We start from the raw sequence: 26,765 nt of genomic DNA on the forward strand, positions 1-26,765 counted from the left end.
AAGTTTTAATCACTTTGCAATTATAATTTTTGTAGAAATATAGAAATTATAAAGTACTTAATTTTAAATTTAAAGAAGTCATGGGAGGAGGACTAGTTTTTTAATAGTATTCAATATCAACAAAGAAATTTTCAATATTATTTTAATGAAAGCTTTATAAAACTTGTCGTGATGTGTTAAGCAATGTTAAGTGAATTAAACACTTTTCCAAAAGAACTTGCCGACGTTTTGGACCAACTATTAATTATTAGTAGTAAATTTGATATCGCCCCAGAAACGTTGCTTAAATATAGTGAGGATAAATTGCAGGCGCGGTTTAAGGATGCGCTGGATGAAGAATAGGATGATAATAAAAAGTTCTAACCGCTTGACGATTAGAACTTTTTTATTTGGAAACTAAACGGAGCTCCAACTTCAAATAATATTATTTTTCAAGAAATTTCATAAACAATTTTTGATAGATTTCAATGAAATCAAGGTACATCTTTTTAGGTAAACTTTCATTTACTTGATGTTGTGATCCGTCGCCAGGGCCATATACCGCAAAAGGAAAATCGTTTGGTTTATCCTTTGCTAAGTTAGAAGCATCGGTAATCCCCGGGCTAGCAGCTACGACAATCTCACGTCCAGCGTATTCCTTACCGATTGATTGAATAGTTTTAACTAATTGGTTTGAAGGACTTGTTGCGATCGGGAACACATTCATAATTATTTCCGTACTAATTTGTGCGCCGGCGTCATTATAAGTTCTAACCAATGTTTCAATCTTCTTAGCTACTTGGTCATTATCATATTCTGGAATGGTCCGAACATTGATTAAGGCCGTAGCTGAATCAGGGATGGAATTAATCTGATTTCCACCATTTAAAACATCAATGTTGAATCTTACCGGCCCCATTTCCCCAGCAGGGATTGTTTCAAAGTATTCGTTAGCTTCATTTAGTAGTTGCATCAAAGGAACTAGGGCGTTATAGCCCTTTTCGGGTGTCGAACTATGCACAGAAGTACCCTTAGAAGTAAATTTAATATCAAAAGAACCCTTTTGTTCGGAAGTAGTGCCGTAAGTTGAGGAAGGTTCGGCGATTAGTAAACCGTCTGCGTCTTCCATATAGTGGTCACGGTAAAAGGCTGCGGAACCTTCTTCACCAACTTCTTCTCCGGCAGTTGCAAGCAAGCGGATGGTACCTTTTTTAGGTAGGCCTTGCTTTTTCAATTCAATCATGGCAATTACTAAAGCTGCTAAACCAGCCTTCATATCCGTAATTCCTCTACCAAAAAGCTTGCCATCTTTTTCAGTCATGGTAAATGGATCGCTATCCCAAGCTGCTAAATTTCCGGGATCGACAACGTCCATGTGCCCCGAAACGGCGAGGATGGGAGCACCACTACCGATTTCAGCAACTAAATTAGCACGTTGACCTTTAATCGGGAGAATTTCTGAGTGAATATCATTTTTTTGGAATAAATCTTTTAGATATTCTGCGACCTCTAATTCGTGGTCATTAACGGACTTGATTTTAATTAAATCAGCTAAAATTTTTAAATATTCTTGATTTTCTGAAAGCATATTATTAATCACACCTTTCCCTTTATTATTGGAAAAGATTACTACTTTCTAATGGAAAAATCTACTTTTAAAAATACGACAAATATGTCCAAAAATCATTTGTGCGGGCTGGAGGATCAGCGCTAAATGATATTTTCTAAAATAGAAGGCCTAACCGCCATGGGATGTCGATTGCATCCTTTGGAAGATTGTTTAGCGGGGAATATAATGTATTTGAAGGCCAAACTTGAAGAATTTATAGAAGGCAAAACTAACTCTTTAAAAGATTTGACCTTTCTGCAGGCTGAACAGCGAGGGCTTTATGAATTGGGAATGAGGAAAATGAGCATTTTCTATACAACTTACTTTTTACAAGAGGTACAATGTAAAACATACCTAAAAAAATAAGTTACACTCGCTGAGGAGGAATGACGATGAAAGCAATCACGATTAGAGAATATGGGGACGTTAACCAACTTCACGAAGAGGAATTAGCGATTCCGCAAATTGCGGACGACGAAGTTTTAGTTAAGATTAAGAATACAAGCATTAACCCAATTGACTGGAAAGCACGTATGGGGCTTTTGAAGCAAATGTACGATTGGCAATTTCCAGTGGTTTTGGGATGGGACCTTTCGGGCGTGATTACCAAAGTTGGTAAGGATGTTAAGGATTTTAAAGTTGGCGACGAAGTATTCGCCCGTCCTGACATTTATGAAAACGGAACGAAGGGAACCTACGCCGAATACGCGGCGGTTAAGGAAGATAAACTAGCGTTGAAGCCAGCCAACGTTTCGTTTGAAGAAGCAGCTGCAATTCCGTTGGCGGGGCTAACCGCATGGCAGGTAATCGTAGACCGTTTAAAGGTGCAAAAGGGCGACAAAGTTTTAATTCAAGCCGGAGCCGGCGGCGTGGGTATTTTTGCGATCCAAATTGCCAAACATTTAGGTGCTTACGTGGCCACTACTGCCAGTGCTAAAAATGCAGAATTTTTGAAGGACTTAGGGGCTGATGAAGTGATCGATTACCATGAGCACAAGATCGAAGACGTCCTTCAAGATTACGACGCCGTTTTTGACACAATCGATGCTTTGAATGAGGGCTTAGCAACCTTGAAACCAACTGGTAAGTTAGTGACGATTGCAGGACATCCAACCCAACAGCAACAAGAAGCGCAACCTTCAGCAACGGCCTGGTGGCTCCAACCTAATGGCAAACAGTTAGCTGAATTAGGTGATTTAGTGGCAAAGGGTGAAGTTAAGGTGATCATTGATAGCACGTTCCCGCTTACGGAAGATGGCCTCCGAGCCGCACATGAACGTAGCCAAACGAACCATGCGCGGGGGAAGATTGTTATTAACGTGGGATAATAAGTGGAAAGTTCATAAGTTCCACGTAACCAAAAATTGCCCATCATGCCCAATTCAGGCATCATGGGCAATTTTCAGTTAATGCTCGCAAACTACCCGACTTTTGTCCACTCTCTTTTTTACGCTCATTTGCGTTATAATACAGGAAAATAGTTAACAACAAAGGAGAACCGTCATGAAAGCAACCGTATTTATGGAACCAGGCAAAGTGGAAGTCCAAGAAATTGAAAAGCCAACTTTGAAGAAACCAACTGACGCCGTAATCAAAGTGCTTAGAGCATGTGTGTGTGGCTCGGATCTATGGTTTTTTAGAGGAATTTCGGAACACGACCATGGTTCAGCAGTGGGCCATGAAGCAATTGGAATTGTGGAAGAAGTGGGTAGCGACGTACATAACGTTTCGGTGGGGGACTTTGTTATCGTCCCGTTTACGCACGGATGTGGGCGCTGTCCCGCATGTTTAGCTGGTTTTGATGGTGATTGTTATAATCGCGAACCAGGTAATAATGCCTACCAGTCTGAATACGTTCGTTATGCCAACGCTAACTGGGGTCTGGTGAAGATTCCGGGGCAACCAGCCGATTATTCTGACGAAATGCTGAATAATTTCTTAACCCTATCTGATGTTATGGCCACGGGCTACCATGCGGCCTTCACCGCCGAAGTGAAACCTGGAGATACGGTGGTGGTCATGGGTGACGGCGCCGTTGGATTGTGCGGGGTGATTTCGGCAAAGTTGCGCGGAGCAAAACGCATCATCGCAATGAGCCGGCATGCCGATCGACAAAGGTTAGCCCTTGAGTTTGGCGCGACTGATATTGTTGAAGAACGGGGCGACGAAGCTGTAGCTAAAGTAATGGAAATCACTGACAACCACGGAGCGGATGCCGTTTTAGAATGTGTGGGTACTGAACAGTCGGTAGATACCGCCACTAAAGTTGGCCGTCCTGGTGCAATTGTGGGACGAGTTGGGATTCCGCAAAATCCTGAAATGGATACCAACGCTTTGTTTAGACGTAATATTGGCTTGCGAGGCGGAATTGCGGCAGTTACTACGCACGATCGTAACGGACTACTACAAGCGGTTTTGGACGGTAAAATCAATCCTGGCAAGGTATTTACCCAACGCTTCAAGCTAGACGACGTCCAAGCTGCCTATGAAGCTATGGACCAACGCAAAGCGATTAAATCATTGTTGATTGTAAGTGAATAAAGCGCAACCGAACGCGTTAATATGAGTATTAACTAGAAATCGGCAGTTATCTCCTGAACAGGGATAACTGCCGATTTATTTGATTGAGAGCGATTAACTGCCTTTGTGGCGTATCAGTAATTTTTGTAGGGGTACTTGTGGTGCTTGCAAAACATGATTGGACAGATTCGGTATTCATGTATTTATTCACTAAATAGTACGATTGCTTAGCCGGCAGCAAATTAATTGCAAATGTGTTTAGTAATTCAAACGTAACCATAAAATTATCGTCTTTCTCTTAAAAAAAATGTATCAAATCACTGAGTTCTTGTTGGCGCCGATTTTGTGGGTTACGGTGCAGCTTTAACTAAGCATATTATTTCTAGGAGGTGTTTCTCCGGCTGTTCAAGATAAATTATTCGATATATCTAACTAATTTATTGAGATGATCAAAGTAGAGTGGCGAATTTTCCCGCATCCATTTTTGGATGGTAAGATTTTTTGGAGACCATCCTGCTGCTGCAAATGGAACATTGCACTTGTTAGCCATTTCTAATCCTAAACGAGAATCATCCAAGATTAGAGCCTCTTTAGGTTGTAATCTAAAATGGTTTAGGATTTGTAAAACTGGATAAGGATTAGGCTTAATTTTGTCTTTTCCTAATTCCCAGCCATAAACAGCATCTGGTTCAAAACCGCATGCTCTCATATAATCACTTTTTACCATTGCAGACTCAGAATGCGATACCACGGTTATTATCCCGCCCTGTTCTTTAAATTGTTTAATTAGTTCAGGGAAACCAGGGAAAAATTTTGCAATCCTTTCCCTATTGTACTGTCGCCAAATTTCTTGTTGACGCGATTGTTCTTCAGGTGTGAATTTAATAATATCAGTACATAATTTATTAAAGCCAGGGTTAAAGCAGTAATTGACAAATTCATTAAGGGTAAGAACCGGAGCTTCTGGACGTAGTTCTTTAAGCGCAGCGACAAACGATGGGTAGTGGATGTATCTGGTACTATCCACCGCGGTATCGTCATGATCTAAAATCAGACATTTGTATTTCATTATTGAGGACCTCGCAATTAATTAAATTTAATAATATAGAACATCAAAAGGACAGGTATTTGTGAACAGAATAATCCCAAAAGCTAAATTATAAAATCTGGATTTAGTTTAAATTAGATAAACACGTAATTCTTTTGTCCATATTACAATGTAAAAACATTTTTTTAAAGACTGTGAGATTAAAAACGCGCGAAATGAAGCTGACTTTTGGGGGACCAAACCTTAATAGATGTGCGAGAAAAAAGGTTATTGACTTACGTATTAAGGATTAAAGAAGCGCAAACACATTAATAAAATTATTTTATGAAAGAACTTAAGAGGAAATCTCTCTCAAAAAAGTATAAAGCGCATATGAAAATCCCGGCATTATTATGGAAAAATATTATTGGAATCCCTTAATCGGATATAAGGATTGATTAAATATTTATTTAAAAATGGAAAAATAATTGAGATAACTATTGAGTTGATTTGGGATTTTTTCAGGCTGCTATGTACACTTGTTTATTGGAGAACCATATCTAAGAGCATTAAAAAATCCCGTCATATCAACGTTTTGACGCTGTATATAACGGGATTAAGTTTTAACTATGGAGTCGGCGGGTTTTGTACCCGACTGCTCACAAACGTTGATATACCAATGTTTTACATAGCTAATTCAAAAATTGGCTAAGCTTTTGGCTATGTTTTATAAAAAAATATGCTTGCAAGGCTTAAATTTCAAAACTTACGAATCTGGCTGCTGCACCATATCCAAATATTTGGAGCAACATTTTGTCGGGATTGATATTAATGAAATATCCAGCTAATTCGGAAATCTCATTATATCGGCGATCCCATTTTTTATTATAATCAGTCGTTAGGCCGTGTTTTTTACCCATTAAAGCCGAACAATTTAATATTATATGATTAACCCCATTAACTTTGTAGCGCTTTTCATAATGCATGTGTCCACAAATATAATTCGATATGGTCGAAATACCGGTATCAGTAAAGTTATAGCGAACATTAACTCCAAAATCACCGGATAATTCATTTTTAAGTTGTCCAGAATCCTTATTATTAAAGCTAGTAAAAATCTTCTGAACTAAGTCACCGTTGAAGTTCAAAGCTGAACGACCACTTTGACTGATCAAATTAGCATGACCAAAAACTACGACATGCTTATCAATTGTCTTTTCTAAAATAGATATTAAATCTTCGATCTGTTGCTCGCGGATACCACGGACTTTTTTGAAGTTGTACTTCTTGGTCCCGCCATTTAGGATATAGGGAATATCGCTCGTATTCAAGAAAATTACTCGAATATCCCCTTTATCGATCCAAGCAACTTTGGAACCAAGACTCAAGCGTTTGATCTCAGGTTGTTCGAAATCATGTTTCGTTACCAAATTATAGTAGTCGTCACGTCTAAATGAGGCTGAAGTAATAAATTTGTGTTCATCATACTTATCATTTTCATCGTGATTACCTTCCAGCACATAAAAAGGACGCTGGCTATTTTGGTAATTTTCCATCGTGAATTGTAACAATCCTCGACTGATCTCTGGCTTATCACTACCGTCGATCAAATCGCCTAAATGAATATTGTAATCCACTGGCAATGAATCGCAAGCCTTATTGGCTTCAATAATATGCCTTACACCGTTGAGACCATAGTACGATGAACTGGCAACAGCTTTTTCATGAGTGTCCGTTAAAACCGATAAAGTCAAGCAATTTTGGCTAACGTTAGGTTCAACGTTCTTTCTGAAAACTTGCTCGATATATTCTGTAAAAGACGGTCTCGGCTTTAATTTCCTCAAAAAGTTATCAGTTTGAACAGAGATAAATTCAGATAGTCTCGCTCTAAAAAATTTTTTAGTAAGAAATTTGATTTTCACGATTTTTATTCTCCTAATTGACTAAATCTTATCATGTTTTAGACTCCGACAAACAAAAAAACCATCATAAAAGGGCTCTTTGTCAACGGGTGTTGATGGAGGATTTATGTGGAACTTCGTTCACTTGCGAACGGGGCTCCTTTTCTTTACTCTGATTTTAAATTCAATTTGAATACGAAAAACAAAGTTTTTCCAGTTCCGGTATCCGTATGCTGTCCGTTTAATCTGTTTAATCTTTCGATTGACGCCTTCAATGGACCGTTGGGAAGTGTACTACTGGTCATATTTTGGATGAGCTTTTTATTTTTAATAAACGTTTTGATGGTCGTAAAGAGTTGAGGACTAACGTTCTCAACCTCATCAAGCGTCGCAGTAAAAGCTGCATAGTCTCGGTTACGAAAAGCTTCGACGAGTTTATGAGTGGTGAAGTAAGTATTTTCAAACTCATGACTGAGATTTAAACCAGACCAGATAAGTTGTTCTTAAGTCAGTCTGTTTCGTAAATGTGAAAACCATTGTGGTTGACTTTTCTCAAGAGCTTCATAGTTCATAAGATACAGGCACCAATACGGTTTTAACACTCGGTATTCGGGGGTATCTGGGTGATACTTTTTCATTAACTGGGCACGAGTTTGGTTCAAGGCTCGTAAGGTCATTTGAACCAAGTGAAAGTTGTCGACGATTAATTTGGCGTTAGGAAACAGATAACGAATAACAGTTTGGTATTGTGCGTTGAGATCCATTACAACTTGAGTAACCTGTTCACGATTTTTTAGCGAATAATGGTTTAGAAAAAATTGTTTAATTTCATTAGTCTGTCGACCAGGTAAAATGGTGATAATATCATGCTTTTGTCCATCAATTGTAATGAAGCTCATTTGGTTAGAAGTTGAACGAAATTCATCAATGCATAAGGTTTTTGGAAGACCGTCATACGCTGGCATGGTCTGCTTACCGAGCGCTCATAACTGCCGTTGCGGTTATTACCAGTGTTAATCCCAGCGTATGAGTAGCGTTCGTAACCCAAAAACTCTGCCAATTCGGTTTGAAGCAGCTGGTTAATCGCAATTTAGAGGTGGTGACGAAAAACTTCGTCCAAATCTTGCTTTTGGGCTAGTGCAGCGATAATTTCTGTGGTAAGTTCATTCATGGGGAATGCCTCCTGTGATGTTTTCTGTGGTTACTAAATATCATAAGGGAAGGCATTCCCTATTTCTATACAATTCAGAAATCTTTTATGCATTTACATAAGATATTTTACGCTCTCATTTAATTGTTCCTATATACCACTTAATCTTTTTGTTAAGTGGTGTTTTATGATAATAAATTGTTTTCCTATCGAGTCAATTTTAAAACCACCATACTATCTTGTAGCTTGCTATTTTACAAGCATAAAAATTTGGGCTGATGGTTTATTAAAATTCTATCTATCCTCACATGAAGAAGCTAACATAAATATTAAGACTTATTCTCTGGTATGCTGAACCTGAATAATAATTGCCAAAATCAGTACAGGCATTAAAAGATCTTATTAATTATAGTTATACTTAATTAATATTGTTAGAACACCTATTGTGAAAACACTAAAGACACTACCTGCAATGCCCAAACCGCTTAAGCCTACAGTGGCCACGACATATCCTCCAATTGCAGATCCGGTAGCAACTCCAACATTTGAAAAAATTGAATTAAAAGAAGAAGCTAAAACCAATGATTGGGGATAATTTTGTTTGGCAATATCCATGTAATACAATTGCATGGGTGAGTTAGAAATAGACATTGTTAAAGCCATTATGAGAATGGCACTGATTTTTAGCCATGTTAAATTTCCACTTACGAATATAAGAAAGATACTAATAGCTTGAAGAATAAAAAATTTTTTTAAATTGCGTTTCCATTTCATGTTTGCTATACGCCCACTCACTTGGTTGCTTACCAATCCACATAGTCCGTACAAAAATAGAACAATTATGACATTATTGTGGGAGAAACTTAACTCTTTAATTAATATTGGCTTCAAATAGGTATAAATGATATAAATGGCACTAAAATTAAAGACCGGGACCAGAATACCCCAGATGATTTTTTTGTCTTTTAAGATAGCTAACTGTTTGAATATGTTATGTGTTCCATTTTGTGTTAAATTATGGGGTAGCAAATAGAAAACTACGATAGTAATAAAGACTGAGGCAAAAAAATTGTCCAAAAAGTTAATCGCCAGTTAAGGTTATCACTTATCCAAGTACCTAAAGGTACGCCAAAAACTGAAGCAATACTGAAGCCTGAGAACACCCAAGATATTAGCCAAGCTCTTTTTCTCTGAGGAGCAATTGCAGCTGCAAAGGTAACAGCAGTCGACATCAGAGGCCCAGACGATAGGGCTGTTATAATTCTACTCATAAGTAGTACATTAAAATTACTAGCTATAGCTGTCAATAAGTTTCCAAATGAAAAAATCAGCATAAAAAAGAGCATAACTTTATGCAAAGCGATACTACCAATAGATAAGTTAATTATTGGTGTTGCAACTGCATAAACGATTGCAAATATGGTTACGAGTGCCCCAATGTCTGCGATAGAAACTCTAAAATCTGTCGATAAATTATTTATAATTCCTATTATAATAAATTGACTCAAACCCATTGTGAACGTTAGAAATGTTAATAATATGCATTGAAGGTTGATTTTCTTTTTCATATGACCACCTTATTAAGAGATACACTAAAAAAGTTATATAAAAAGCCAATTTTTTGATTAACATCAAATGAAAAATGTTATCAAAAAGTTGGCTTTTCCCTACCGATTATGTGCAATTAAATCATGTAACTGTTTAAAATCAGGAATAAGATCATAAGCGTGAGTTTTGGCTTCCATGAGCGCGTTTATTTGTTGTTTAATCCTTTCGGTATCTTCCTCATCGGTATAACTAACCCAGTTGATATGCTCTAGCCAATCAAAGTAAGCGTGTTTACCTTTCCCATAACTGTTTCCCATTAGTAAACAAGGTGTTCCAGTTAAAACTGAGAATACCATTGCATGCCATCGATCAGTAATAATTAATTTTTGACCTGAAAATAGGCTTAATTCATTTCTGAATAATTTTTCACGGGTATCAGGTGTAATAGTTTTAACCGTATCTAAAACAGTATCCGTAAATTCAATAGGTTGGTAGGCTCTAAGCAAAGCCTTCATATTTTGGATAACCTTATCTTTGACAACTTTTTCACTGTCCCGTCTGAGAACAAATAATGACCCTTGACGCTTCGATTTTGGGGCTTTCTTAGATTGCATATATAAAACCATATCAGGTGTAAAAATGACTTTATTATTGAAGGTAGTCTGCATTCTATGGTAGCTCTGTGCATCTCGGGCTACTAAAACTAAATTGGGGTTTTTTTGGTAAGCCTCTTGACTTAACTTTCGTTCATAAAGCCCAGCTTCATTGTCCTCAAAATGAATAGACTGTGGGAATGAGATAGTTAGGTTATCAGTAAAAGTTGAAAATACTTTTCTACGTGCTTTTTCATGGTCTAAATAGAGATTTCCCATATTGCCACCACCCGTAAAGGCAATAATATCTGCACTACTTAGATTTTTCTTTACAACAGGAATAGCCTCATCATCATCTTCCTCCACTATTTCAATATATTGGTATTCTGGAAATTCAGCTTCGACATATTTTCGTTCGGCTAATGAGATTGCCTGGTCACCAAGATTGGTGTAGCTAGGAACACCAAACATAAAAAATTTGGGCTGATTGTTTTTAGGCAATTCGTGTACAACGTTATTAGGATTGATATAAAAGTTGGCCATATTATTTTCCTCATTTTAATTTTATTTGCTGGAACTTTCCTGATAGGATTTTTCCATTTTCTCTTGATTAATAACAGTCAAGGAAAGAAATAAACTGCACCCATTTGTTATGGCAAATACAAAAAAGACAGTGGCTGTTCCTAAAGCATTAATTAGCAATGGGTAAACTAAGCTAATTGAAAAATTAGTGATCCATGTGGTTGCTGTAGCAATTGACATAAATCTAGCTTTGACACTATTAGGGAACATTTCTGCCATAATCAACCAAGTAACAGGGCTAACAATACCTTGATGGTTCGCTAGAAATAGAACAAGCATTGCTAGAACCAAAGTATTTGTAACTACCTGTGGCAGCATGTTTGCGTGCATAATAGCCCCTAACAACGCTAAGAAGATAATATTACCCATTAACCCAATTTTTAACATTTTCAGATGGTTGTGATTGGCAATTATTCTGGTTCCAAAGATACTAGCGATGACAGATGCTAAGCCGATTAGTATATTCGCATACAAAGAACCACGTTCTCCCATACCAACCTTTTCTAACAAGATAGTGCCATAATACATAACTGTATTAATACCCGATACTTGTTGAATCAAGGCAATAACGATTCCAATCAAGAGTAAGTAGACTAATCGTTTATTCGAAAAGATTTGGTTCCAAGTGAGCTTTGTCTCTGTTTTGATATTCTTTTTACGCCCATCAATGATCCTGTTAGCAGTTTGTTTTTTGAATCCTAGTCGACGAGCTAAATTACGTGCTCTTTTTAAATGCCCTCTTTGTACTAACCAGTTAGGACTCCCAGCAATATTGAATGAATTAATCCATAAGATAATAGAGGGGACACATGCCATTAAAATCATAACGCGCCAAATTGGATTCCAGTTACCCCATAGACTGCCTAAAAGGGCATTCATAATAAACGCTACTAGTTGTCCTAAAACGATAAAAATTGCATTCTTATTGACGTTGCTAGCACGAACTTCCCTTGGGGATATTTCTGCAAGATACATTGGAGAAAGACTTGAGGCAGCACCAACAGCTAGTCCCAGGATAAACCTAAATGTGGTCATAAAGATATAATTGAGTGATAATGCGCAACATACAGTTGCCAGTGTAAAGATAACTGCACCCCAACGAAGTGTACCCTTTCTGCCATATTTATCAGCACATTTTCCACATAGGAATGCACCAAGGCAAGCCCCTAAGACTAAAGAGCTTGACACGATTCCCTGACGGGAAGGAGTTAGATTTAATTGGCTAGTCTTGCTCATAAAAGCCAAAGCTCCATTGATAACACCAGTATCATACCCAAATAGGAATCCTCCCAAAGATATGACGTAAACACTGTAGTTTAATAATCCATATTTTCTGCCGCTTCTATTTTGCATGGCCAATTTGTCCACTTCTTTCAGCTTGTTAATAATTAGAGTGGCTTTACATGAAATTAAAGTAAAACATTTATAAAAAAGCCAATTACTACAGTAATTGACCAGCTAATAACAACCATGGATTCATTTAAAAGATTGTTAAAAAGTTTAACATATAGGGGAAAATTATCTTGTGCTACGACTTAAAAAGAAAGAAACTACTGCTACAACAACTATTGTGCCTATAATTGACGGAATAATGGCCATACCAGCTATATTTGGCCCCCAACTGCCTAAAATAGCTTCACCAATGGATGAGCCAACTAAGCCAGCGATAATATTGCTAATCCAGCCCATAGCTACGCCTCGATTAGTGATGGCACCAGCGATTGCGCCAATAACAGCACCAACAATTAAAACCCATAACCAATGCATAAAATTCACTTCCCCTTTTTTGAACAAACGTTCTATAATGATTACAAGCATAACTATACCCTTATCAAGGGTGTGATGCAAGGAAACCATACGATCAAAGCTGTTGAACAAATTCACAATATTTCCTGTGCATGCTATTTATTTCATAAATGTTTCAACAATAAAATAGGTATGTAAAACAATTATTTGTGTTTCATATCTCCGATCAAGTGGAGTGTCCATTAACCAATTTTTGAGATTGCTAGTGTTGGGTTAACTGGGTGTCAACTTATATTATTAGCTACACCAATATGTAATTTCGGATAGATCAGTTAACTTAGCATTAATCATTTTTTTCTTAAATAAAATAAAAAAGTGGGTAAATGAAAAATGATCATGATGTATACACAGTCAGGGTGTCATTCTTGTATGACATCTCGTCGATGGTTTAATAAACACGGAATCAGATTCCAAGAAAAAAACTTTAGTAAACGGTAGATTGTAAAATTAATCCGAACGCTGTTCGGACAAAAAGGATCAGCTTCCTTTAAAATGGTGTTTACCACAAACCCATCTTTTAGGAGCTGATCTTTTGTCTAGTATAACCTATTCCAAACGAATTAAAATCGAAACCTTTTGTGAACTAGGGCTGTCCAATATCCAAATGGGCGTTCGGCTGAACCGATCACCGTCAACAATTTTTTATGAATTATCTCGATGTCAACCTTATCAGGGTGAATTAGCATAAACAGATGCCGAATACAAGCGATCACGATGTGGTCGGAAAACTAAGCTGAGCGATGAGTTAAAGCAAAAAATTCTCAACCATTTACGTCTAAGCTGGTCACCAGGAATGATTGCTCACGAATTTAAACTAGCTACTAAATCTATTTATAATTGGCTAAATCAGGGGAGAATTGGTTTCTCCTTGAATGATCTACCTGAACATGGCGTACGCCAACGGCGTAACGTTGACCAACGATCCAAATATAATCAATCTTTGGGGCGATCAATTGAACAGCGTCCCATGATGATTAATCAACGTAATCGCATCGGCGATTTTGAACTAGATACAGTCGTTGGTCCTCGTGGGCATAGTAAGGCAGTTTTATTAACTTTAATCGATCGCAAATCACGGTTCTTTTGGGCATACCGGTTAAAAGATCGGACGACAGCGACTGTTAATGAAGCACTAACTAAGTTCCTAACCACTTTTAATGGTCCGGTGCACAGCTTTACTGTGGACCGTGGCACTGAGTTTAGTGGGCTAGTATCACTTAAATCACAATATGGTATTAAGACCTATTACTGCCATGCTTATACTCCAGCTGAACGTGGTAGTAATGAACGCTTTAATCGGAATTTACGTTATTTTTATCTTAAAGGGACTCGTTTTGAGCACATTAGTGCTCAAGATTTAACGACGACGTTACTCCAAATTAACCAGCGACCGCTTAAAATACTCGACTGGCAAACACTGTATCAGGTTATGCTGAAAAATTTGTCCAAAAATTCGGATTAAATTTGCAATCTACCGTTTAACTTCTGAACAAGTTGTTTCCGGGGGTATTAGTACTAATTCAGATTTTTCTGAAGTCTACTTTGCTGTTCAATCCATCGCTGATGCCATTCGGCATCAAAATAAAGAAAAATTGTTACAACTGCTTAGAACCAAGACCACTACTCCATATCTTCGTACACTACTTAATACTTTTAAAACACGCGTTAAATCAATCGTATATGCTCTATATTCACCATTATTAAATGGTCGTATTGAAGGCACTATTCGTAAAATTAAACAAATTCAACGCACGGCTTATGGATATAGAAATTGGCAGCACTTGAGAGATCGTATATATATTGAATTTATATTTAAAACTAAAAAAGAAAACCAATTCGTAAATGAATTGATTTTCTTCAATTGCCTTCAGCAACACTTGTTGACTTAGAGCCCTTAAAATTCAACATTAACGCACCAAATAGGGACCAGAGATTTTTAATCTCTAGCCCCTATTTTTTAGTGGATAATCGGATTAGGAGGATTACCACTTTTAAGGTACTTTAAATGGTTAGCAATAAAATAAGTTTTGAAAAAGCTAGTGGTTAAGTTGGTAACCAACCTGACTGAGCTTATCCGCGAACCTTCACACCTTGGTTGCTAACCATTTCGTGATACTTCAGGTACACCTCGGCGTAAGGATTTTCACAATCCTCGTGCCAAGGCTTTACGTGTCCGCAGAAATGAATTAACTTAGGATCTTCACGTGTTTCTGCGTAAGGTTCCAACAATTCGGTCCGCGGTGGAAAAATGGTTTCCATTACAATGTTGGACTGGGCGTTCCATTGGGGATGCAAGTGTAGCCAATCGTTGTAAAGGATGGCGTTCAACGCGTCCTGATCGTGGAAACGTAATTTTTCGGGGTTTTGGTTGATGTAATCTAACACTTTTTGGGTGATTGACTTCGCCCGCCAACGGACAAGGTCAATTAACATCATTCCCGAATTAAAGTACTTTTCATTTTCCTTAGTGATTCCCATTTTTTCCAACCGGTCGTGGAATCCAGCATCCTCTACGGCAGCAATTACGTTGCCCTCTAAGTTGGTTTGCCATAATTCATGCAAACTTGTGTTGGCAATGATGTCGCAGTCGAGGTAGATTGCCCGGTTGATGGATGGCAACAATGCGGGAGCTAGGATGCGGTAGTAGGCCGTTTTGACGATTCGGTCGCTTTCTACCGCGTTAGCTAGTAATTCTTCGTTAACTTCTACAATTTTAATCGTCGCGTTGTCATACCGGGCAATGATGCTTCCCAATAACATCATGTCGCGATCAGTCAGGTGATCGGGTAACAAGAAGAAATTGTATTGGTGTTCTGGATCATTTTCTAAAATCGAAATATAAGATGTGGCAAGCGGTTGAATAAAGGCCGAGTTTGCCGCTGAGATAACGTTAATCACTCCACGATGCATTTCCAATTCACCAAGTTCTTCGTGATACTCATCTAAATAAGGATGGACAGTGAGGTCCTTCCACGGTTTTTCATGAGTAGTGAAATGAACAATGCTAGGTTCCTTAATGGCTTCGTCGATTAGTTCAGCGTACCCCTGGTTGATTGGCCGATGTTTTCTGAAAATAATCGAGTTTTGTAAATTCCATTTTGGATGAAGAAATTGAACTTCCCCAGCTAACACGGCGTTAAGCGCGTCTTGGTCGTGGAAAATAATTCGGTCGGCATGATTTCTAATAAATGCCAAAGTTTTTTCTGTGATTCGATGGGCGTTCCACCGGGCAACATCGATCACCATGATTCCGGAATTGAAATATAGATTACTTGCGGCAACCACGGGATCGACACCTAGGCGATGCAATGCAAAAGCCTGTCCCGTATCAATAACCGCACCCACGGTATTACCATTTAAATTACTTTCGGCAAGTTCGGTTAGGTCCTTTCGAATCAAAACGTCAACGTCTAAGTAAATTAGTCGATCAATCTGCCGTGAAGCTAGTAGCTTAGGGGCGATGATTCGAAAATATGCGGTTTTATTGATGTGTTGGTTCGTTGGGCAAAAATCAAAACGTTCGTCGTCAAGATTTAAATACTCAATGGTATGAAAATTATGCATCAATTTGTCTAACAGTGCCCGGGTTTGGTCACCAAGGTTGTTGGTTAAAACAATGAAATGGGCCCGGGTTGCTGAATTTAAGGTTTCTAAAGCAGTTTTAATGGTAATGCATAGTGGGTCAGCATAATTACGGTCCGCTGCCAATAAGATATTAATTTTTTTCAAATTCATCCACCCCTTTTTTGATTTATATGCCCATTATATAAATTTATTCAAAATTAAGTAAAGTAATATGCAATAGTTTTGATAAGGAAATCAAAATATTTGCAAACGCTATTCTCCGTCTGTATAATAGTAGATTGTAAAATTAATCCGAACGCTGTTCGGACAAAAAAGATCAGCTTCCTTTAAAATGGTGTTTGCCACAAACCCATCTTTTAGGAGCTGATCTTTTGTCTAGTATAACCTATTCCGAACGAATTAAAATCGAAACCCTTTGTGAACTAAGCCTGTCCAATATCCAAATGAGCGATCGCCTAAAACGATCACCTGCCACAATTTCTTATGAATTAGCTCGATGTGAACCTTACCAGGCCGAAGTGGCCCAAACAGATGCCGAATACAAGCGGTCACGATGTGGCCGAAAGACTAAATTGAATGACAAATTAAGGCAAATAATTTTAAACCATTTACGGCTAAGTTGGTCACCAGAAATGATAGCTCACGAATTTAAACTAGCGACTAAATCAATTTATAATTGGTTAAATCAAGGGAAAATTGAGTTTTCTTTAAATGATTTGCCTGAACATGGCGTGCGCCAACGGCGTAACGTTGACCAACGATCCAAATATAATCAATCTTTGGGGCGATCAATTGAACAGCGCCATGATGATTAATCAACGTAAGCGCATCGGCGATTTTGAACTAGATACAGTCGTTGGTCCTCGTGGGCATAGTAAGGCAGTTTTATTAACTTTAATCGATCGAAAATCACGGTTCCTTTGGGCATACCGGTTAAAAGATCGGACGACAGCGACTGTTAATGAAGCACTAACTAAGTTCCTAACCACTTTTAATGGTCCGGTGCACAGCTTTACTGTGGACCGTGGCACTGAGTTTAGTGGGCTAGTATCACTTGAATCACAATACGGTATTAAGACCTATTACTGCCATGCTTATACTCCAGCTGAACGTGGTAGTAATGAACGCTTTAATCGGAATTTACGTTATTTTTATCCTAAAGGGACTCGTTTTGAGCACATTAGTGCTCAAGATTTAACGATGACGTTACTCCAAATTAACCAGCGACCGCTTAAAATACTCGACTGGCAAACACTGTATCAGGTTATGCTGACAAATTTGTCCAAAAATTCGAATTAAATTTGCAATCTACCGAAATACAAAATCGGGAGGTGAAACGACCGGACGATATCAAGCGATTCAGGAAATGATAGCCGAAGGCTACTCAGTTAGTGAATTAACCAAAGCAGCTGGAATAACAAGGCAGGCTTACTATAAATGGCTCAAACATAAGCCAAGTAAGCGCGAAATCGAAGAGTCAGAGATTTTTCAATTAATTAAGCAGTTAGAGAATGAGCATAAGCAAAGTGTTGGCTATGACAAGATGACTAGGTTAATCAATTTGAGCCAACAAATTTCTTACAATGTGAATAAGAAACGTATCATTCGAATAATGAAGGAACATGGAATCAAGGCTGACTATCGTCAGCCGACTCGCAAGCGTATCCAGACTCAGCAAGCTTATGAAGCTGAAAACATCCTCAAGCGACAATTCAATCAGACTGCAGCTAATCAAGTTTGGGTTACGGATACCACAGAAATAACATATGGAGTACGGCTTAATAAGGTTCGACTGCATGTGGTATTAGATCTATATGGCCAGTATCCAGTAAGTTGGTTAATTACACCTACTGAAACCGCGGAAGGGGCTATTAAAGCATTTGAAAGGGCACGAGTAAATGAAGGAGCATTAGCTCCGCTTATCCATACTGACCGTGGAGCAGCATATACCTCAAAAGCATTCAACCAGTATTTAGTGATTAACAATGCACAGCATAGCTACTCAGCTCCGGGAACACCGGCAGATAATGCGGTAATCGAGCACTGGTGGGCTGATTTCAAAGCAATTTGGATAGCTCATCTTCCTAAAGCTCAAACGTTGGTAGAACTAAAACAACAAGTCAAAGAAGGCATTACATATTTTACCGAGAAATTTATCTCAGCGAAAAGAAATGACCTTACCGCAGCAGAATATCGCTTTGGCAAGGCCAACTAATTTTTATTATTTAAAGTGCAAACTTGACAGGGTACAGTACCTGAAAATAATAAAGTGTTTTTTACATTTACCAATTTAGAACTAAAAGAATTACTTAATTGTTCAGAACACAAAGTAATTTCTATTAAAAAGCAATTAGAAGAATTTGGATTGTTACGACAAGAAAGTGTGGGGTTTGATCCAAAGCAAAAAAAGAATTTGCCTAATCGGCTTTATTTAGGACAACTCCATCTTACAGCAACCGATGTTTATAAAATGCCTGATTTTTCTAATAAAACGGCTGAAACCCTTGATATGAGCGGAACTGCAAATTCTGCAGTCCGACAAGAAAACGCTGAAACCCTTGGTACAAGCGGAACTGAAAATTCTGCAGTTAATCAAGAAGAATATAATAACTTAGATACTAATAGATACTATAAAGAGACTGCACAGCTAGATTTTTCCACTGCTAATTTTTCAAATGCTCAAATTGAAAAACAAAATCAAGACCTAGTACAACATGCAAAAGAATTTTTGACAGAAGAAGATAATAACCCTATTCCATTTGAACCAGAAACAATACGACTAATTAGTCTATGGGCAAATAATAATCCTAAAATCATTAAAAAAACTATTGGGATTATTCTAAATGCTAGACGAGATGTCCAAGATTTACACAAAGATCATCATCTATTTTTTATCTTAGATCATGAACCAGAATTACAAACCAAGATCACACAAACCTTGCGTCGGTATTTTAATGCTTTGCGAAGCGACGATAAACAGACTAAAAATTACGAGAACTATTTATATATCACTATGAAAAATATGTTTGAAAATTACGGTAGTTCTAAACTACAACGTGAATACAAGTTTGAACACTCAACAAACCAGATAGCGAAGAATAATTTATCAATGGACTTAGGGACGGAGTATCTGAATTAATTAGAAATGCAAAAAATGTAAATAGTCGTTAAAAGCTATAAAATGCCATATAAGCAATTTTATAGTTAAAACGACTAATTATCCGTTTAATCTATAAAAATGGCTGAAACACAAAAATAAACGCCTTAATTGGCTTTTTAATAGCACCAATATAAAATATAGAAAGGGATAAGAACGTAAAACATGAAATGAGATTCAAAGCGAGTTAGCAAAGCATGCTGAAAGTATTGGAGTGGATGCCCTTGCTGCAATCCCACCAATTTACTTTGGATTACCTGAACACGCAATTGAAGCATATTGGACAAGCATGATGGAAGTAACTAATTTAGATTTCATTATATATAATATTCCGCAAACAACCGGTTATGCACTATCAGAAAACTTATTTAAACGTATGATGGCAAAAGAACAAGTTATTGGGGTTAAGAATTCATCCATGCCAGTAATGGATATCAATATGTGGAAATTACGTGCTGGTAAAGATAATATTGTTTTCAATGGGCCAGATGAACAATTTGTAGGTGGACGCGTAATGGGGGCCGATGCAGGTATAGGTGGAACTTATGGTGTTTATCCAGAATTGTTAATGGAAGCGGATCGGTGCGTTCGTGAGGATGACCTTGAAAAAGCTCTTCAAATTCAACTTAAAATTAATGATTTAATTTCAGAATTGACATCATTTAAAGGTAATTTATATGATGTGATGAAGTTAATCTTAGCTAAACGTGGGGTAAGTGTAGGACGAGCACGTAATCCTTTACCACATGTAGAAGATGATGAAATGGATCATGTTGAGGTAGTACGGCAACATATTGATGATGCAATTGCTGAATTTACTAAATAATAAAAAAACGCCGAGTCTCCTTAAAAGAGGCTCAGCGTTTTTTTAAATCTGTGACCAGACGTCCGCTCCCAAAGTAGGGAAGAGAGGTACGATGCGGCCTAGTTGTTCAGCTGTATATTGAAACTCAATTGCTGGTAATAAAACGTTAATTGCATCGGCAGCATGTTCACTAACTTCAGCTGCTCCTACAAGATGATGGTCTTGATCGTAAATCAAGGTGTTATCACCAATTGTTTCCTTATCAACTTGGCGGAACCATCCGTCAGGAAGATGATTAGTTTTAATGGTGTAATCAGGATTTTGCTGAGCTTCTTCGACGCTCATACCAACCTGTGCGATTTGTGGTGAGGTAAAGACAGTGGTTGGGATGGGCGGATAGTTGATTGCGTCAGTAGTCTTTCCTGTGAAAAGTTGGGTTAAATAACTAGATTCAAAGATCGCAGTCGGGGTGAGCTTAGGCTGTTCTTTATCAAGCACATCACCAGAAGCATAGATGTTATCAATGTTAGTTTGAAGATGATCGTTAACTTCGATCCCGTTAGCATTGTAACTAACGCCTACTTCGTCTAATCCGATGTTTTCGATGTTAGGAATTCGTCCGGTAGCATCCAAAATCCAGTCGGTGGTGAGGGTTTCGTGATCGTTATAAGACACGGTAAAATGAGAACCGTCTTCCTCAAAACGATCCACCTGAGCGTTGTAAATGAACTTCACCCCTCGTTTTTCGAGGTCGGCAATGACTTGTTTTACGTAATCTTGATTAAATTTGCGCAACGCCCGATTATGGCGTAAAAGTACAGTGACGTTCGCGCCGGCAGCATTGGCAATCGTGGCAAATTCCATGCCGATATAGCCCGCGCCAATAATTACGATATTTTCAGGAAGCTGTTTGAGGTTCATAAAATCGGTACTGTCATGCGTAAGTTCTGAGCCCATAACATCTAGATGGTGGGGACGTAGCCCCGTTGCAATCACGATTTTGTCAGCGGTGTAGCGCTGTTGATCCACTTCGATGGTGTGAGCATCAACAAATTTTCCACGACCGTGAATAATTTCGATGTCAACAGAGTCGAGTAAACCAGTAATCATGTCCGGCAAGCCGTCGATGACTTCGTGTTCATGTTCTACATTGGCAGTCCAATCCAGCTTTAAGTCACCATTTACAATGCCATCAAGGCGTTCTTGGTGGCGTAAAAGTTGAACCGGGTTGTCCAGCGTAATTTTCGCGTTGCATCCACGGTTTGGACAAGTTCCCCCGATTTTGTCCGCTTCGATAATGGCGACTTTTTTACCACTATTAGCTAGTGGAACCGCCCCGTCGAAGGCACCATGCCCCGCGCCTAAGTACAAAACATCAAATTGATAACTTTCAGTCATTTAATTACCTCCATCCTAAATTTAGGTGAATAAACAATTACCATTGTTGGCACGAGCATAGCAGAGGATAGGTGCGAGTTGCAAGCGATTGCAACTGAAGAGAACAAAAAGCAATCCTTAACTTTAAATAAGGATTGCTAAAAAATATCTTACTAACGTTTTAATGATTTAATCGATAGCATTGAAATACCACCAATCAAGGAAAAAATAAATGAAACAATAAAAATTCCAGAATAACCAAAAAGACTTATGACGGCAGCGGCTAAAACGGGTGCGATAGCTTGTGTAATTGTATTACCTAAGTTGTAAACACCTAAGAAAAATGCAACACGATTTTGATCGGGGATAACTTTTAAGTTTAATAAATTATCAAGTGCGTTCCATAAGCCCATTCCTAAACCGGCAGCTAAGGCGTAAAGAATAATACCAGTATTATTTCTTAAGAAGAACAGGGAGAGACCTGCAATTGCTAATAAGATAGTTGAGAGACCTACTGATAATTTCAGTATTTTAAATTTATTAGATAGTGGCCCAGTGACTAATCCCATCAAAATGCCAAAAATAAGCATAATCATGTTAACAAGTTGGATAGAAGATTGAGTTTGATTACCACGATGAAGAAAGTCGGTCATTATATATAAAATGTATCCTGTAATTGCAAAGTTTCCAACTCCCTGAAACATTTTTCCTATAAGAGCTAGGTAGTAGTCGCGCCAATTTGCCAAGAAGGAAAAATTAACTTTACATTTTTTAAAGAAAACTTTTCTTTCTTTTTAGTTGAGGTTTCATCTAAATTAGAAGGCTCATGGACAATCAAAGTTGCAATTAATACGCCAGCAAATGTGAATATACCAAAGACTATAAATCCTAGTCGAACCTGGCTAAGGAACAAAGCACCGATAACGTTAAATCCGTTATTACCTAAAGCCATGCCTAGACCACCATAAGCAGAAGAAGCAGTCCCCTTTCCATCTTCAGGTGCAAAGGATAATCCAGATTTGAAAAAGCCAAGAGCTAAAAAAGCTCAACAAACTTTACAACAATAATCGTAAAAAGCGCCTAGAAATAGGCGTTTTTTCATGTTTTGACGTTTGAGAAACGCATTCTAAGTCCAGTTTTTATTAATAAATGGGTTAATGTCCGCTAAATGAATATATAAACTGCGTCATAACTTAACAATTGTGTCGCTTTTTTTGTGCCTTATAATTAAAGGTGTTAAAATACGTCATAACTTACCACCATAAAGCAGTCCAATTAATTTATTGACTTCTAAGTAAAATACCAGGAGTTTTGCTATGAGTTAACTATGATCCTAGGTGGTTACCAAAACATTCCTTAAATTAGGGTCTATAATTATAAATTAGATAATACATTAGAAGTTGGAGACAAGATTGTCTAGATAATGTGTGAGATAAAATTTTTGGCAGGTTATCATACATAAGACAAAATGTTTTTAAAACTGATAACGTATTTATTTCACAACAATTACGCATTTATTTTTGAGAAAAATATAAAGCAGGAGGATTACAATGCTGAAAAATTATTCTTTAACAAAAGATACATTATTAGTTTCGTCAGAATCAAATATCAAAAATTCTTCCGTTGTTTATGTTTATGGTGACGAACGAGAATATATCGAATCTTTTGAACATAAATATGACCTTAAAATAGGCAATATACTAACGTTTGATGATCAAGTTGCATATGACACGATGATAGATCGGAACGATGAAAAAAGTTTGCTCGTAAGTTTTTTGTTTCCCGAGGTACATGAAGGTGGGCATCTACATAATCTGATGACATCTATTGTTTTCTTGGTATTTAAAAATAAGTTGATAATTTTTACAAAACAAAAATTAAAATTCATTCCCGAACTCTTATCCAATATGGTTTTACGTGATGTCAATAATTTCATGGAGGAAGTACTTTTAAAGATCATGCAAAAAGATTTCCATGTGATGCTTAACGACCTTCGTGGAGTCAAGGGAAAAATTGATGATTTAGAATCAGAAATATCAACGTCCGGTCCACTCAGACCAACGTTTGGTGATTTATTGACTCTTCAAAAACACATGATAGCTTTGTCAACAACCTATGGCGCTAATCACAAAGCGCTGGGTTTCATTAACAAAAATTTCACAACTATTAATGATATTGATTTTACCACCAAAAAAATAATTGATGAGATATACGATACAAGCGACACAATGGATAGAATTATTTTAGGTTACAGCCAATATTTGGATGATTTGGAAGATATGATAACCAATATGATTTCGTATCAGCTTAACATGATTATGAAAACTCTAACAGAGATATCAATCGTTTTGACTATTCCAGCGATTATTTTTGGCTTTTGGGGAATCAATGTCCATGTCCCGTTTGAAAAATCTTCTTATGGTGTTTTTGCTGTGCTGATTATCTCTGTTATACTAAGCCTAATTTGCTGGCTTTGGTTGCGACGCAAAAAATATTTGTAAAGTATTTGTGATACCCTAATATGATTTAAAGCAGAATTGCTTTGTTGACTTTTTAAAAGGCTGATTCCTTTCAATAATTTAATAGCTTCAGCGGCTTCCTTCACAGTATGAGAGTTAGAATATTCAAAGATAGCCATATTCCGGCTATCTTCTTTTCTTTTGGGTATACCCTCCTTATAGTTGGGATTGTGTTGCCTTGCAAATATTTTACCGGCTTGCATACGCTCGATAATCATATCACGCTCCATCTCCGCGACCGATAGCAAGGTTCTGACAATCATACGCTCAATTGGGGTGTTATCTATCGTTCCTAAATTTAAAACCTTAATCATTATTTTTTCTTTCAATAAGTCATCAATTAAGTTCAATGCTTCTCTAGTATTACGAGCAAAACGATCTAACTTTATGACGATCAATGTGTCATTGGGTTCAATCAGATGGACCAGTCTTTCAAATTGCGGTTGCCTGGTATTACATTTCAGAGGAGAAGTATAGTTTGCGAGAGTCAATGAACCTTACGCTGGATTCAGAAGGATTACCTGTGGCACAAGCAGGAGGACAAAAGAAGAAGCAAGATGAAAATTCTGGTGACATTACCATAGAATACAAGGATCGTACTTTATTTCTTGAAGTAACACTGATGGATAAGAATGCCATTAAACGTGGGGAGTGGGAACCAGTACTTAGGCATACCGTCAATCTTTCTGCTAGTCGCACTGTTCCGGTTCAAACATATTTCATCACTGACGCTGTTGATAAGAACACCGAAAATATTTGGCGTTCTGTGGCTGCAACCGATTTAGAGGAAAACGCTGTCCAACATCGCTCTGTTCGTGCAACCATATATCCTCTGACAATTGATACGTTGATTAAATGGTTACATGATAAAGGTGTAAACGAAAAGGTTATTTGGGATGCCGTAGATACTTCATATAAACCAATAATCGAAACTGATTTCGACGCTGATTGGAAGGCTGACATATTAGCCTCGATATCATCGAATAACTAAATACAGAAAAATACAACAAATATTATCAGACTAGGGACTATACTGGTAGCGTCAAGAATCTTGTGTAAATGAAATGCCTTCGTACATGTAATATGTATCTAACTTAAATAAATGATGCTTCCAAGGGGTCCTGGAGTCCTTTGAACCCTCGGTGGATCCGCTTCAGAGACTTCTCGTTATAAACATTAAACTGAGAAACCAGGAAGCGATCCAGTGAATCTTCCGTTGGAAATTGTTCTTTGTGGTGGGTGGTGCGCTTGAGATGCTTATTAAAGTTCTCAATCAGGTTAGCGGAGTATAGTGATTGCCGGATAGCTGGTGGAAAGTCCATGAAAGTAAGTAAATTCGGCATTTTAAGCAGATCTTTGATTAATTTGGGATAGGTCTGATGCCAGTTGTTGGCGAACTCATTCAGTTTCAGTTCGGCTGCTTCACGGTTGGCGGCCCGATGAACTTGTTTAAGGTCACTGATCACGGCCTTGCGGTCTTTTACGCGAACTTTGTTCATCAGATTCCGCCCAACATGAACCAGGCAACGTTGTCGTTTGGCTTTAGGGAAATGCCGATTCAAGCCTTCATCCAAACCAACTAACCCATCGGCCACAAACAACAGCACATCTTTAACGCCCTGCTTGATCAAGGTTCCCAGCAGTTCAGTCCAGATTCCAGTCGATTCCGTTGGCGCCACTTGGTAGTTCAGCACTTCTTTCGTACCATCTGGACGAATGCCAATCGCAATATGAACGGCTTCTTTTTGAACGGTATCCCGCTTTAACGGCAAGTAAGTGGCATCTAAGAAGATGGCCGCATATTCTGAAGCCAGTCGACGTTGCTGGAAAGCTTGAACCTGTTCATTGACGGCTTTAGTCATGTTGGAAACCGTGGCTTTGGAGTAGTGAGCACCGTACATTTTCTCAATGAGTTCGGCAATTTCAGCAGTGGTAATTCCCTTGGTATACAACTGAATGACCGTTGTTTCTAAATTATCACTGTGCCGACCGTAGGCTGGCAAGGTATGATTTTCAAACCGGCCATTGCGATCTCGAGGAATGGTTAAGTTAAGTTGGCCGTACTTCGTATCAAACGAGCGCTCATAACTGCCGTTGCGGTTATTACCAGTGTTAATCCCAGCGTATGAGTAGCGTTCGTAACCCAAAAACTCTGCCAATTCGGTTTGAAGCAGCTGGTTAATCGCAATTTCGAGGTGGTGACGAAAAACTTCGTCCAAATCTTGCTTTTGGGCTAGTGCAGCGATAATTTCTGTGGTAAGTTCATTCATGGGGAATGCCTCCTGTGATGTTTTCTGTGGTTACTAAATATCATAAAGGAAGGCATTCCCTATTTCTATGCAATTCAGAAATCTTTTATGCATTTACACAAGATATTTTACGCTCTCCTATGTGTCTTATATGGCTACTGTATGAGTGGTTACTATATATGTGTCTATGCTTGTGTGTGGTGTCGTACGTGTGTATCTTGTGTCATGTACTTGTGGTCTATAGTCTTAGTGTTCTTGAGTGGCTCGGCTGTCTGTCCTATGCTGTCGCTGGTGGCTCCGTCATTGCTTGTGGTTTGCCTTGGTGTCTATACCTAGTTACTTATGTGCTCACCTTATA

At 38.0% G+C, this 26,765-nt stretch carries 22 protein-coding genes and 6 pseudogenes; 12 read left to right on the top strand and 16 right to left on the bottom strand.

Annotated elements, in window-relative coordinates:
• Nucleotides 1–183 precede the first annotated feature (183 nt).
• Nucleotides 184–342, top strand: a complete 159-nt coding sequence (locus tag NL111_RS02805) for a hypothetical protein (RefSeq protein WP_202054988.1) — start codon at nt 184–186, stop codon at nt 340–342.
• Nucleotides 343–424: 82 nt separating this feature from the next.
• Here NL111_RS02805 and NL111_RS02810 read toward each other — a convergent pair whose 3' ends face one another.
• Nucleotides 425–1,567 carry an ArgE/DapE family deacylase gene (locus NL111_RS02810; protein WP_285110430.1) on the bottom strand — a complete coding sequence of 381 codons (1,143 nt, stop codon included), beginning with the start codon at nt 1,565–1,567 and terminating at the stop codon, nt 425–427.
• Nucleotides 1,568–1,693: 126 nt separating this feature from the next.
• On the opposite strand from NL111_RS02810, the gene NL111_RS02815 reads away from it, so the two are divergent.
• The 3 genes from NL111_RS02815 to NL111_RS02825 all read left to right on the top strand — a co-directional run bounded on the left by NL111_RS02815 (nt 1,694) and on the right by NL111_RS02825 (nt 4,129).
• Nucleotides 1,694–1,954 (top strand): hypothetical protein, encoded by a 261-nt coding sequence (locus tag NL111_RS02815; RefSeq protein ID WP_285110431.1) that lies wholly within the window; start codon nt 1,694–1,696, stop codon nt 1,952–1,954.
• Between the two features lie 26 nt (nt 1,955–1,980).
• On the top strand, nt 1,981–2,916 hold the full coding sequence (locus tag NL111_RS02820) for an NADP-dependent oxidoreductase (protein WP_285110432.1): 936 nt from the start codon (nt 1,981–1,983) through the stop codon (nt 2,914–2,916).
• A gap of 175 nt (nt 2,917–3,091) precedes the next feature.
• Nucleotides 3,092–4,129: a zinc-dependent alcohol dehydrogenase family protein gene (locus NL111_RS02825; protein ID WP_002829849.1), complete on the top strand. Its 1,038-nt coding sequence runs from the start codon at nt 3,092–3,094 to the stop codon at nt 4,127–4,129.
• Nucleotides 4,130–4,523: 394 nt separating this feature from the next.
• On the opposite strand, the gene NL111_RS02830 is transcribed toward NL111_RS02825, so the two are convergent.
• From NL111_RS02830 to NL111_RS02875, 9 genes and pseudogenes are all read right to left on the bottom strand, one after another.
• Nucleotides 4,524–5,177, bottom strand: a complete 654-nt coding sequence (locus NL111_RS02830) for an HAD family hydrolase (RefSeq protein ID WP_002829848.1) — start codon at nt 5,175–5,177, stop codon at nt 4,524–4,526.
• A 710-nt stretch (nt 5,178–5,887) separates the two neighbouring features.
• Nucleotides 5,888–7,057: a metallophosphoesterase family protein gene (locus tag NL111_RS02835; protein ID WP_004166638.1), complete on the bottom strand. Its 1,170-nt coding sequence runs from the start codon at nt 7,055–7,057 to the stop codon at nt 5,888–5,890.
• Nucleotides 7,058–7,177: 120 nt separating this feature from the next.
• Nucleotides 7,178–8,016: pseudogene (locus NL111_RS10680) on the bottom strand (ISL3 family transposase); the annotation flags it as partial.
• Nucleotides 8,013–8,207 (bottom strand): annotated as a pseudogene (locus NL111_RS02850) (transposase); the annotation flags it as partial. The pseudogenes NL111_RS02850 and NL111_RS10680, both read right to left, overlap by 4 nt.
• 381 nt (nt 8,208–8,588) lie before the next feature.
• Nucleotides 8,589–9,263: an MFS transporter gene (locus NL111_RS02855; RefSeq protein ID WP_004166636.1), complete on the bottom strand. Its 675-nt coding sequence runs from the start codon at nt 9,261–9,263 to the stop codon at nt 8,589–8,591.
• Nucleotides 9,224–9,754: an MFS transporter gene (locus tag NL111_RS02860; RefSeq protein WP_004166635.1), complete on the bottom strand. Its 531-nt coding sequence runs from the start codon at nt 9,752–9,754 to the stop codon at nt 9,224–9,226. The genes NL111_RS02855 and NL111_RS02860 overlap by 40 nt, the downstream gene beginning before the upstream one ends.
• Nucleotides 9,755–9,853: 99 nt before the next feature.
• On the bottom strand, nt 9,854–10,870 hold the full coding sequence (locus tag NL111_RS02865; protein WP_004166634.1) for a polysaccharide pyruvyl transferase family protein: 1,017 nt from the start codon (nt 10,868–10,870) through the stop codon (nt 9,854–9,856).
• A gap of 21 nt (nt 10,871–10,891) precedes the next feature.
• Nucleotides 10,892–12,262 (bottom strand): sugar porter family MFS transporter, encoded by a 1,371-nt coding sequence (locus NL111_RS02870; protein WP_004166633.1) that lies wholly within the window; start codon nt 12,260–12,262, stop codon nt 10,892–10,894.
• 165 nt (nt 12,263–12,427) lie between these two features.
• Nucleotides 12,428–12,676: a GlsB/YeaQ/YmgE family stress response membrane protein gene (locus NL111_RS02875; RefSeq protein ID WP_036671510.1), complete on the bottom strand. Its 249-nt coding sequence runs from the start codon at nt 12,674–12,676 to the stop codon at nt 12,428–12,430.
• A gap of 571 nt (nt 12,677–13,247) precedes the next feature.
• Here NL111_RS02875 and NL111_RS02880 point away from each other — a divergent pair.
• A pseudogene (locus tag NL111_RS02880) lies at nt 13,248–14,177 on the top strand (IS30 family transposase).
• A 94-nt stretch (nt 14,178–14,271) separates the two neighbouring features.
• Nucleotides 14,272–14,561: pseudogene (locus NL111_RS10645) on the top strand (transposase).
• A 224-nt stretch (nt 14,562–14,785) separates the two neighbouring features.
• Here NL111_RS10645 and NL111_RS02885 read toward each other — a convergent pair.
• Complete coding sequence (locus tag NL111_RS02885; protein ID WP_128474541.1) at nt 14,786–16,450, bottom strand: glycosyltransferase family 8 protein; 1,665 nt, start codon at nt 16,448–16,450, stop codon at nt 14,786–14,788.
• A 221-nt stretch (nt 16,451–16,671) separates the two neighbouring features.
• Here NL111_RS02885 and NL111_RS02890 point away from each other — a divergent pair.
• From NL111_RS02890 to NL111_RS02905, 4 genes and pseudogenes are all read left to right on the top strand, one after another.
• Nucleotides 16,672–17,599 (top strand): annotated as a pseudogene (locus tag NL111_RS02890) (IS30 family transposase).
• Between the two features lie 67 nt (nt 17,600–17,666).
• Nucleotides 17,667–18,515, top strand: a complete 849-nt coding sequence (locus NL111_RS02895) for an IS3 family transposase (protein WP_004166631.1) — start codon at nt 17,667–17,669, stop codon at nt 18,513–18,515.
• Between the two features lie 54 nt (nt 18,516–18,569).
• Nucleotides 18,570–19,439 (top strand): replication initiator protein A, encoded by an 870-nt coding sequence (locus tag NL111_RS02900; protein ID WP_004166630.1) that lies wholly within the window; start codon nt 18,570–18,572, stop codon nt 19,437–19,439.
• 193 nt (nt 19,440–19,632) lie between these two features.
• On the top strand, nt 19,633–20,283 hold the full coding sequence (locus NL111_RS02905; protein ID WP_080600964.1) for a dihydrodipicolinate synthase family protein: 651 nt from the start codon (nt 19,633–19,635) through the stop codon (nt 20,281–20,283).
• A 42-nt stretch (nt 20,284–20,325) separates the two neighbouring features.
• On the opposite strand, the gene NL111_RS02910 is transcribed toward NL111_RS02905, so the two are convergent.
• The 3 genes from NL111_RS02910 to NL111_RS02920 form a co-directional block, all read right to left on the bottom strand.
• A complete protein-coding gene (locus NL111_RS02910; RefSeq protein ID WP_285110433.1) occupies nt 20,326–21,660 on the bottom strand; it encodes a dihydrolipoyl dehydrogenase family protein in 1,335 nt (444 codons plus the stop codon).
• A gap of 152 nt (nt 21,661–21,812) precedes the next feature.
• Nucleotides 21,813–22,385 carry an MFS transporter gene (locus NL111_RS02915; protein WP_226884968.1) on the bottom strand — a complete coding sequence of 191 codons (573 nt, stop codon included), beginning with the start codon at nt 22,383–22,385 and terminating at the stop codon, nt 21,813–21,815.
• A complete protein-coding gene (locus NL111_RS02920; RefSeq protein ID WP_285110434.1) occupies nt 22,358–22,591 on the bottom strand; it encodes a hypothetical protein in 234 nt (77 codons plus the stop codon). The genes NL111_RS02915 and NL111_RS02920 overlap by 28 nt, the downstream gene beginning before the upstream one ends.
• A 598-nt stretch (nt 22,592–23,189) precedes the next feature.
• Here NL111_RS02920 and NL111_RS02925 point away from each other — a divergent pair.
• Complete coding sequence (locus tag NL111_RS02925; RefSeq protein WP_285110435.1) at nt 23,190–24,140, top strand: magnesium transporter CorA family protein; 951 nt, start codon at nt 23,190–23,192, stop codon at nt 24,138–24,140.
• A 74-nt stretch (nt 24,141–24,214) separates the two neighbouring features.
• Here the strand turns inward: NL111_RS02925 and NL111_RS02930 are convergent.
• Nucleotides 24,215–24,610: pseudogene (locus tag NL111_RS02930) on the bottom strand (recombinase family protein); the annotation flags it as partial.
• 38 nt (nt 24,611–24,648) lie between these two features.
• On the opposite strand from NL111_RS02930, the gene NL111_RS02935 reads away from it, so the two are divergent.
• Complete coding sequence (locus tag NL111_RS02935; protein ID WP_285110584.1) at nt 24,649–25,149, top strand: AlwI family type II restriction endonuclease; 501 nt, start codon at nt 24,649–24,651, stop codon at nt 25,147–25,149.
• A 103-nt stretch (nt 25,150–25,252) separates the two neighbouring features.
• Here the strand turns inward: NL111_RS02935 and NL111_RS02940 are convergent, their stop codons facing one another.
• Nucleotides 25,253–26,428: an IS256 family transposase gene (locus tag NL111_RS02940; RefSeq protein WP_004166624.1), complete on the bottom strand. Its 1,176-nt coding sequence runs from the start codon at nt 26,426–26,428 to the stop codon at nt 25,253–25,255.
• Nucleotides 26,429–26,765: the final 337 nt, after the last annotated feature.

The organism is Pediococcus sp. AC40 (assembly GCF_030252485.1).
Taxonomy (GTDB): domain Bacteria; phylum Bacillota; class Bacilli; order Lactobacillales; family Lactobacillaceae; genus Pediococcus; species Pediococcus acidilactici.

Bases quoted from the DNA above. Each gene is read 5' to 3' on its own strand.
- NL111_RS02875 (WP_036671510.1), bottom strand. From the start codon at position 12,676: ATGCATTGGTTATGGGTTTTAATTGTTGGTGCTGTTATTGGCGCAATC.
- NL111_RS02940 (WP_004166624.1), bottom strand. From the start codon at position 26,428: ATGAATGAACTTACCACAGAAATTATCGCTGCACTAGCCCAAAAGCAA.
- NL111_RS02885 (WP_128474541.1), bottom strand. From the start codon at position 16,450: ATGAATTTGAAAAAAATTAATATCTTATTGGCAGCGGACCGTAATTAT.
- NL111_RS02830 (WP_002829848.1), bottom strand. From the start codon at position 5,177: ATGAAATACAAATGTCTGATTTTAGATCATGACGATACCGCGGTGGAT.
- NL111_RS02825 (WP_002829849.1), top strand. From the start codon at position 3,092: ATGAAAGCAACCGTATTTATGGAACCAGGCAAAGTGGAAGTCCAAGAA.
- NL111_RS02810 (WP_285110430.1), bottom strand. From the start codon at position 1,567: ATGCTTTCAGAAAATCAAGAATATTTAAAAATTTTAGCTGATTTAATT.
- NL111_RS02860 (WP_004166635.1), bottom strand. From the start codon at position 9,754: ATGAAAAAGAAAATCAACCTTCAATGCATATTATTAACATTTCTAACG.
- NL111_RS02910 (WP_285110433.1), bottom strand. From the start codon at position 21,660: ATGACTGAAAGTTATCAATTTGATGTTTTGTACTTAGGCGCGGGGCAT.
- NL111_RS02815 (WP_285110431.1), top strand. From the start codon at position 1,694: ATGATATTTTCTAAAATAGAAGGCCTAACCGCCATGGGATGTCGATTG.
- NL111_RS02805 (WP_202054988.1), top strand. From the start codon at position 184: ATGTTAAGTGAATTAAACACTTTTCCAAAAGAACTTGCCGACGTTTTG.
- NL111_RS02935 (WP_285110584.1), top strand. From the start codon at position 24,649: ATGAACCTTACGCTGGATTCAGAAGGATTACCTGTGGCACAAGCAGGA.
- NL111_RS02925 (WP_285110435.1), top strand. From the start codon at position 23,190: ATGCTGAAAAATTATTCTTTAACAAAAGATACATTATTAGTTTCGTCA.
- NL111_RS02920 (WP_285110434.1), bottom strand. From the start codon at position 22,591: ATGGCTTTAGGTAATAACGGATTTAACGTTATCGGTGCTTTGTTCCTT.
- NL111_RS02895 (WP_004166631.1), top strand. From the start codon at position 17,667: ATGATAGCCGAAGGCTACTCAGTTAGTGAATTAACCAAAGCAGCTGGA.
- NL111_RS02865 (WP_004166634.1), bottom strand. From the start codon at position 10,870: ATGGCCAACTTTTATATCAATCCTAATAACGTTGTACACGAATTGCCT.
- NL111_RS02820 (WP_285110432.1), top strand. From the start codon at position 1,981: ATGAAAGCAATCACGATTAGAGAATATGGGGACGTTAACCAACTTCAC.
- NL111_RS02870 (WP_004166633.1), bottom strand. From the start codon at position 12,262: ATGCAAAATAGAAGCGGCAGAAAATATGGATTATTAAACTACAGTGTT.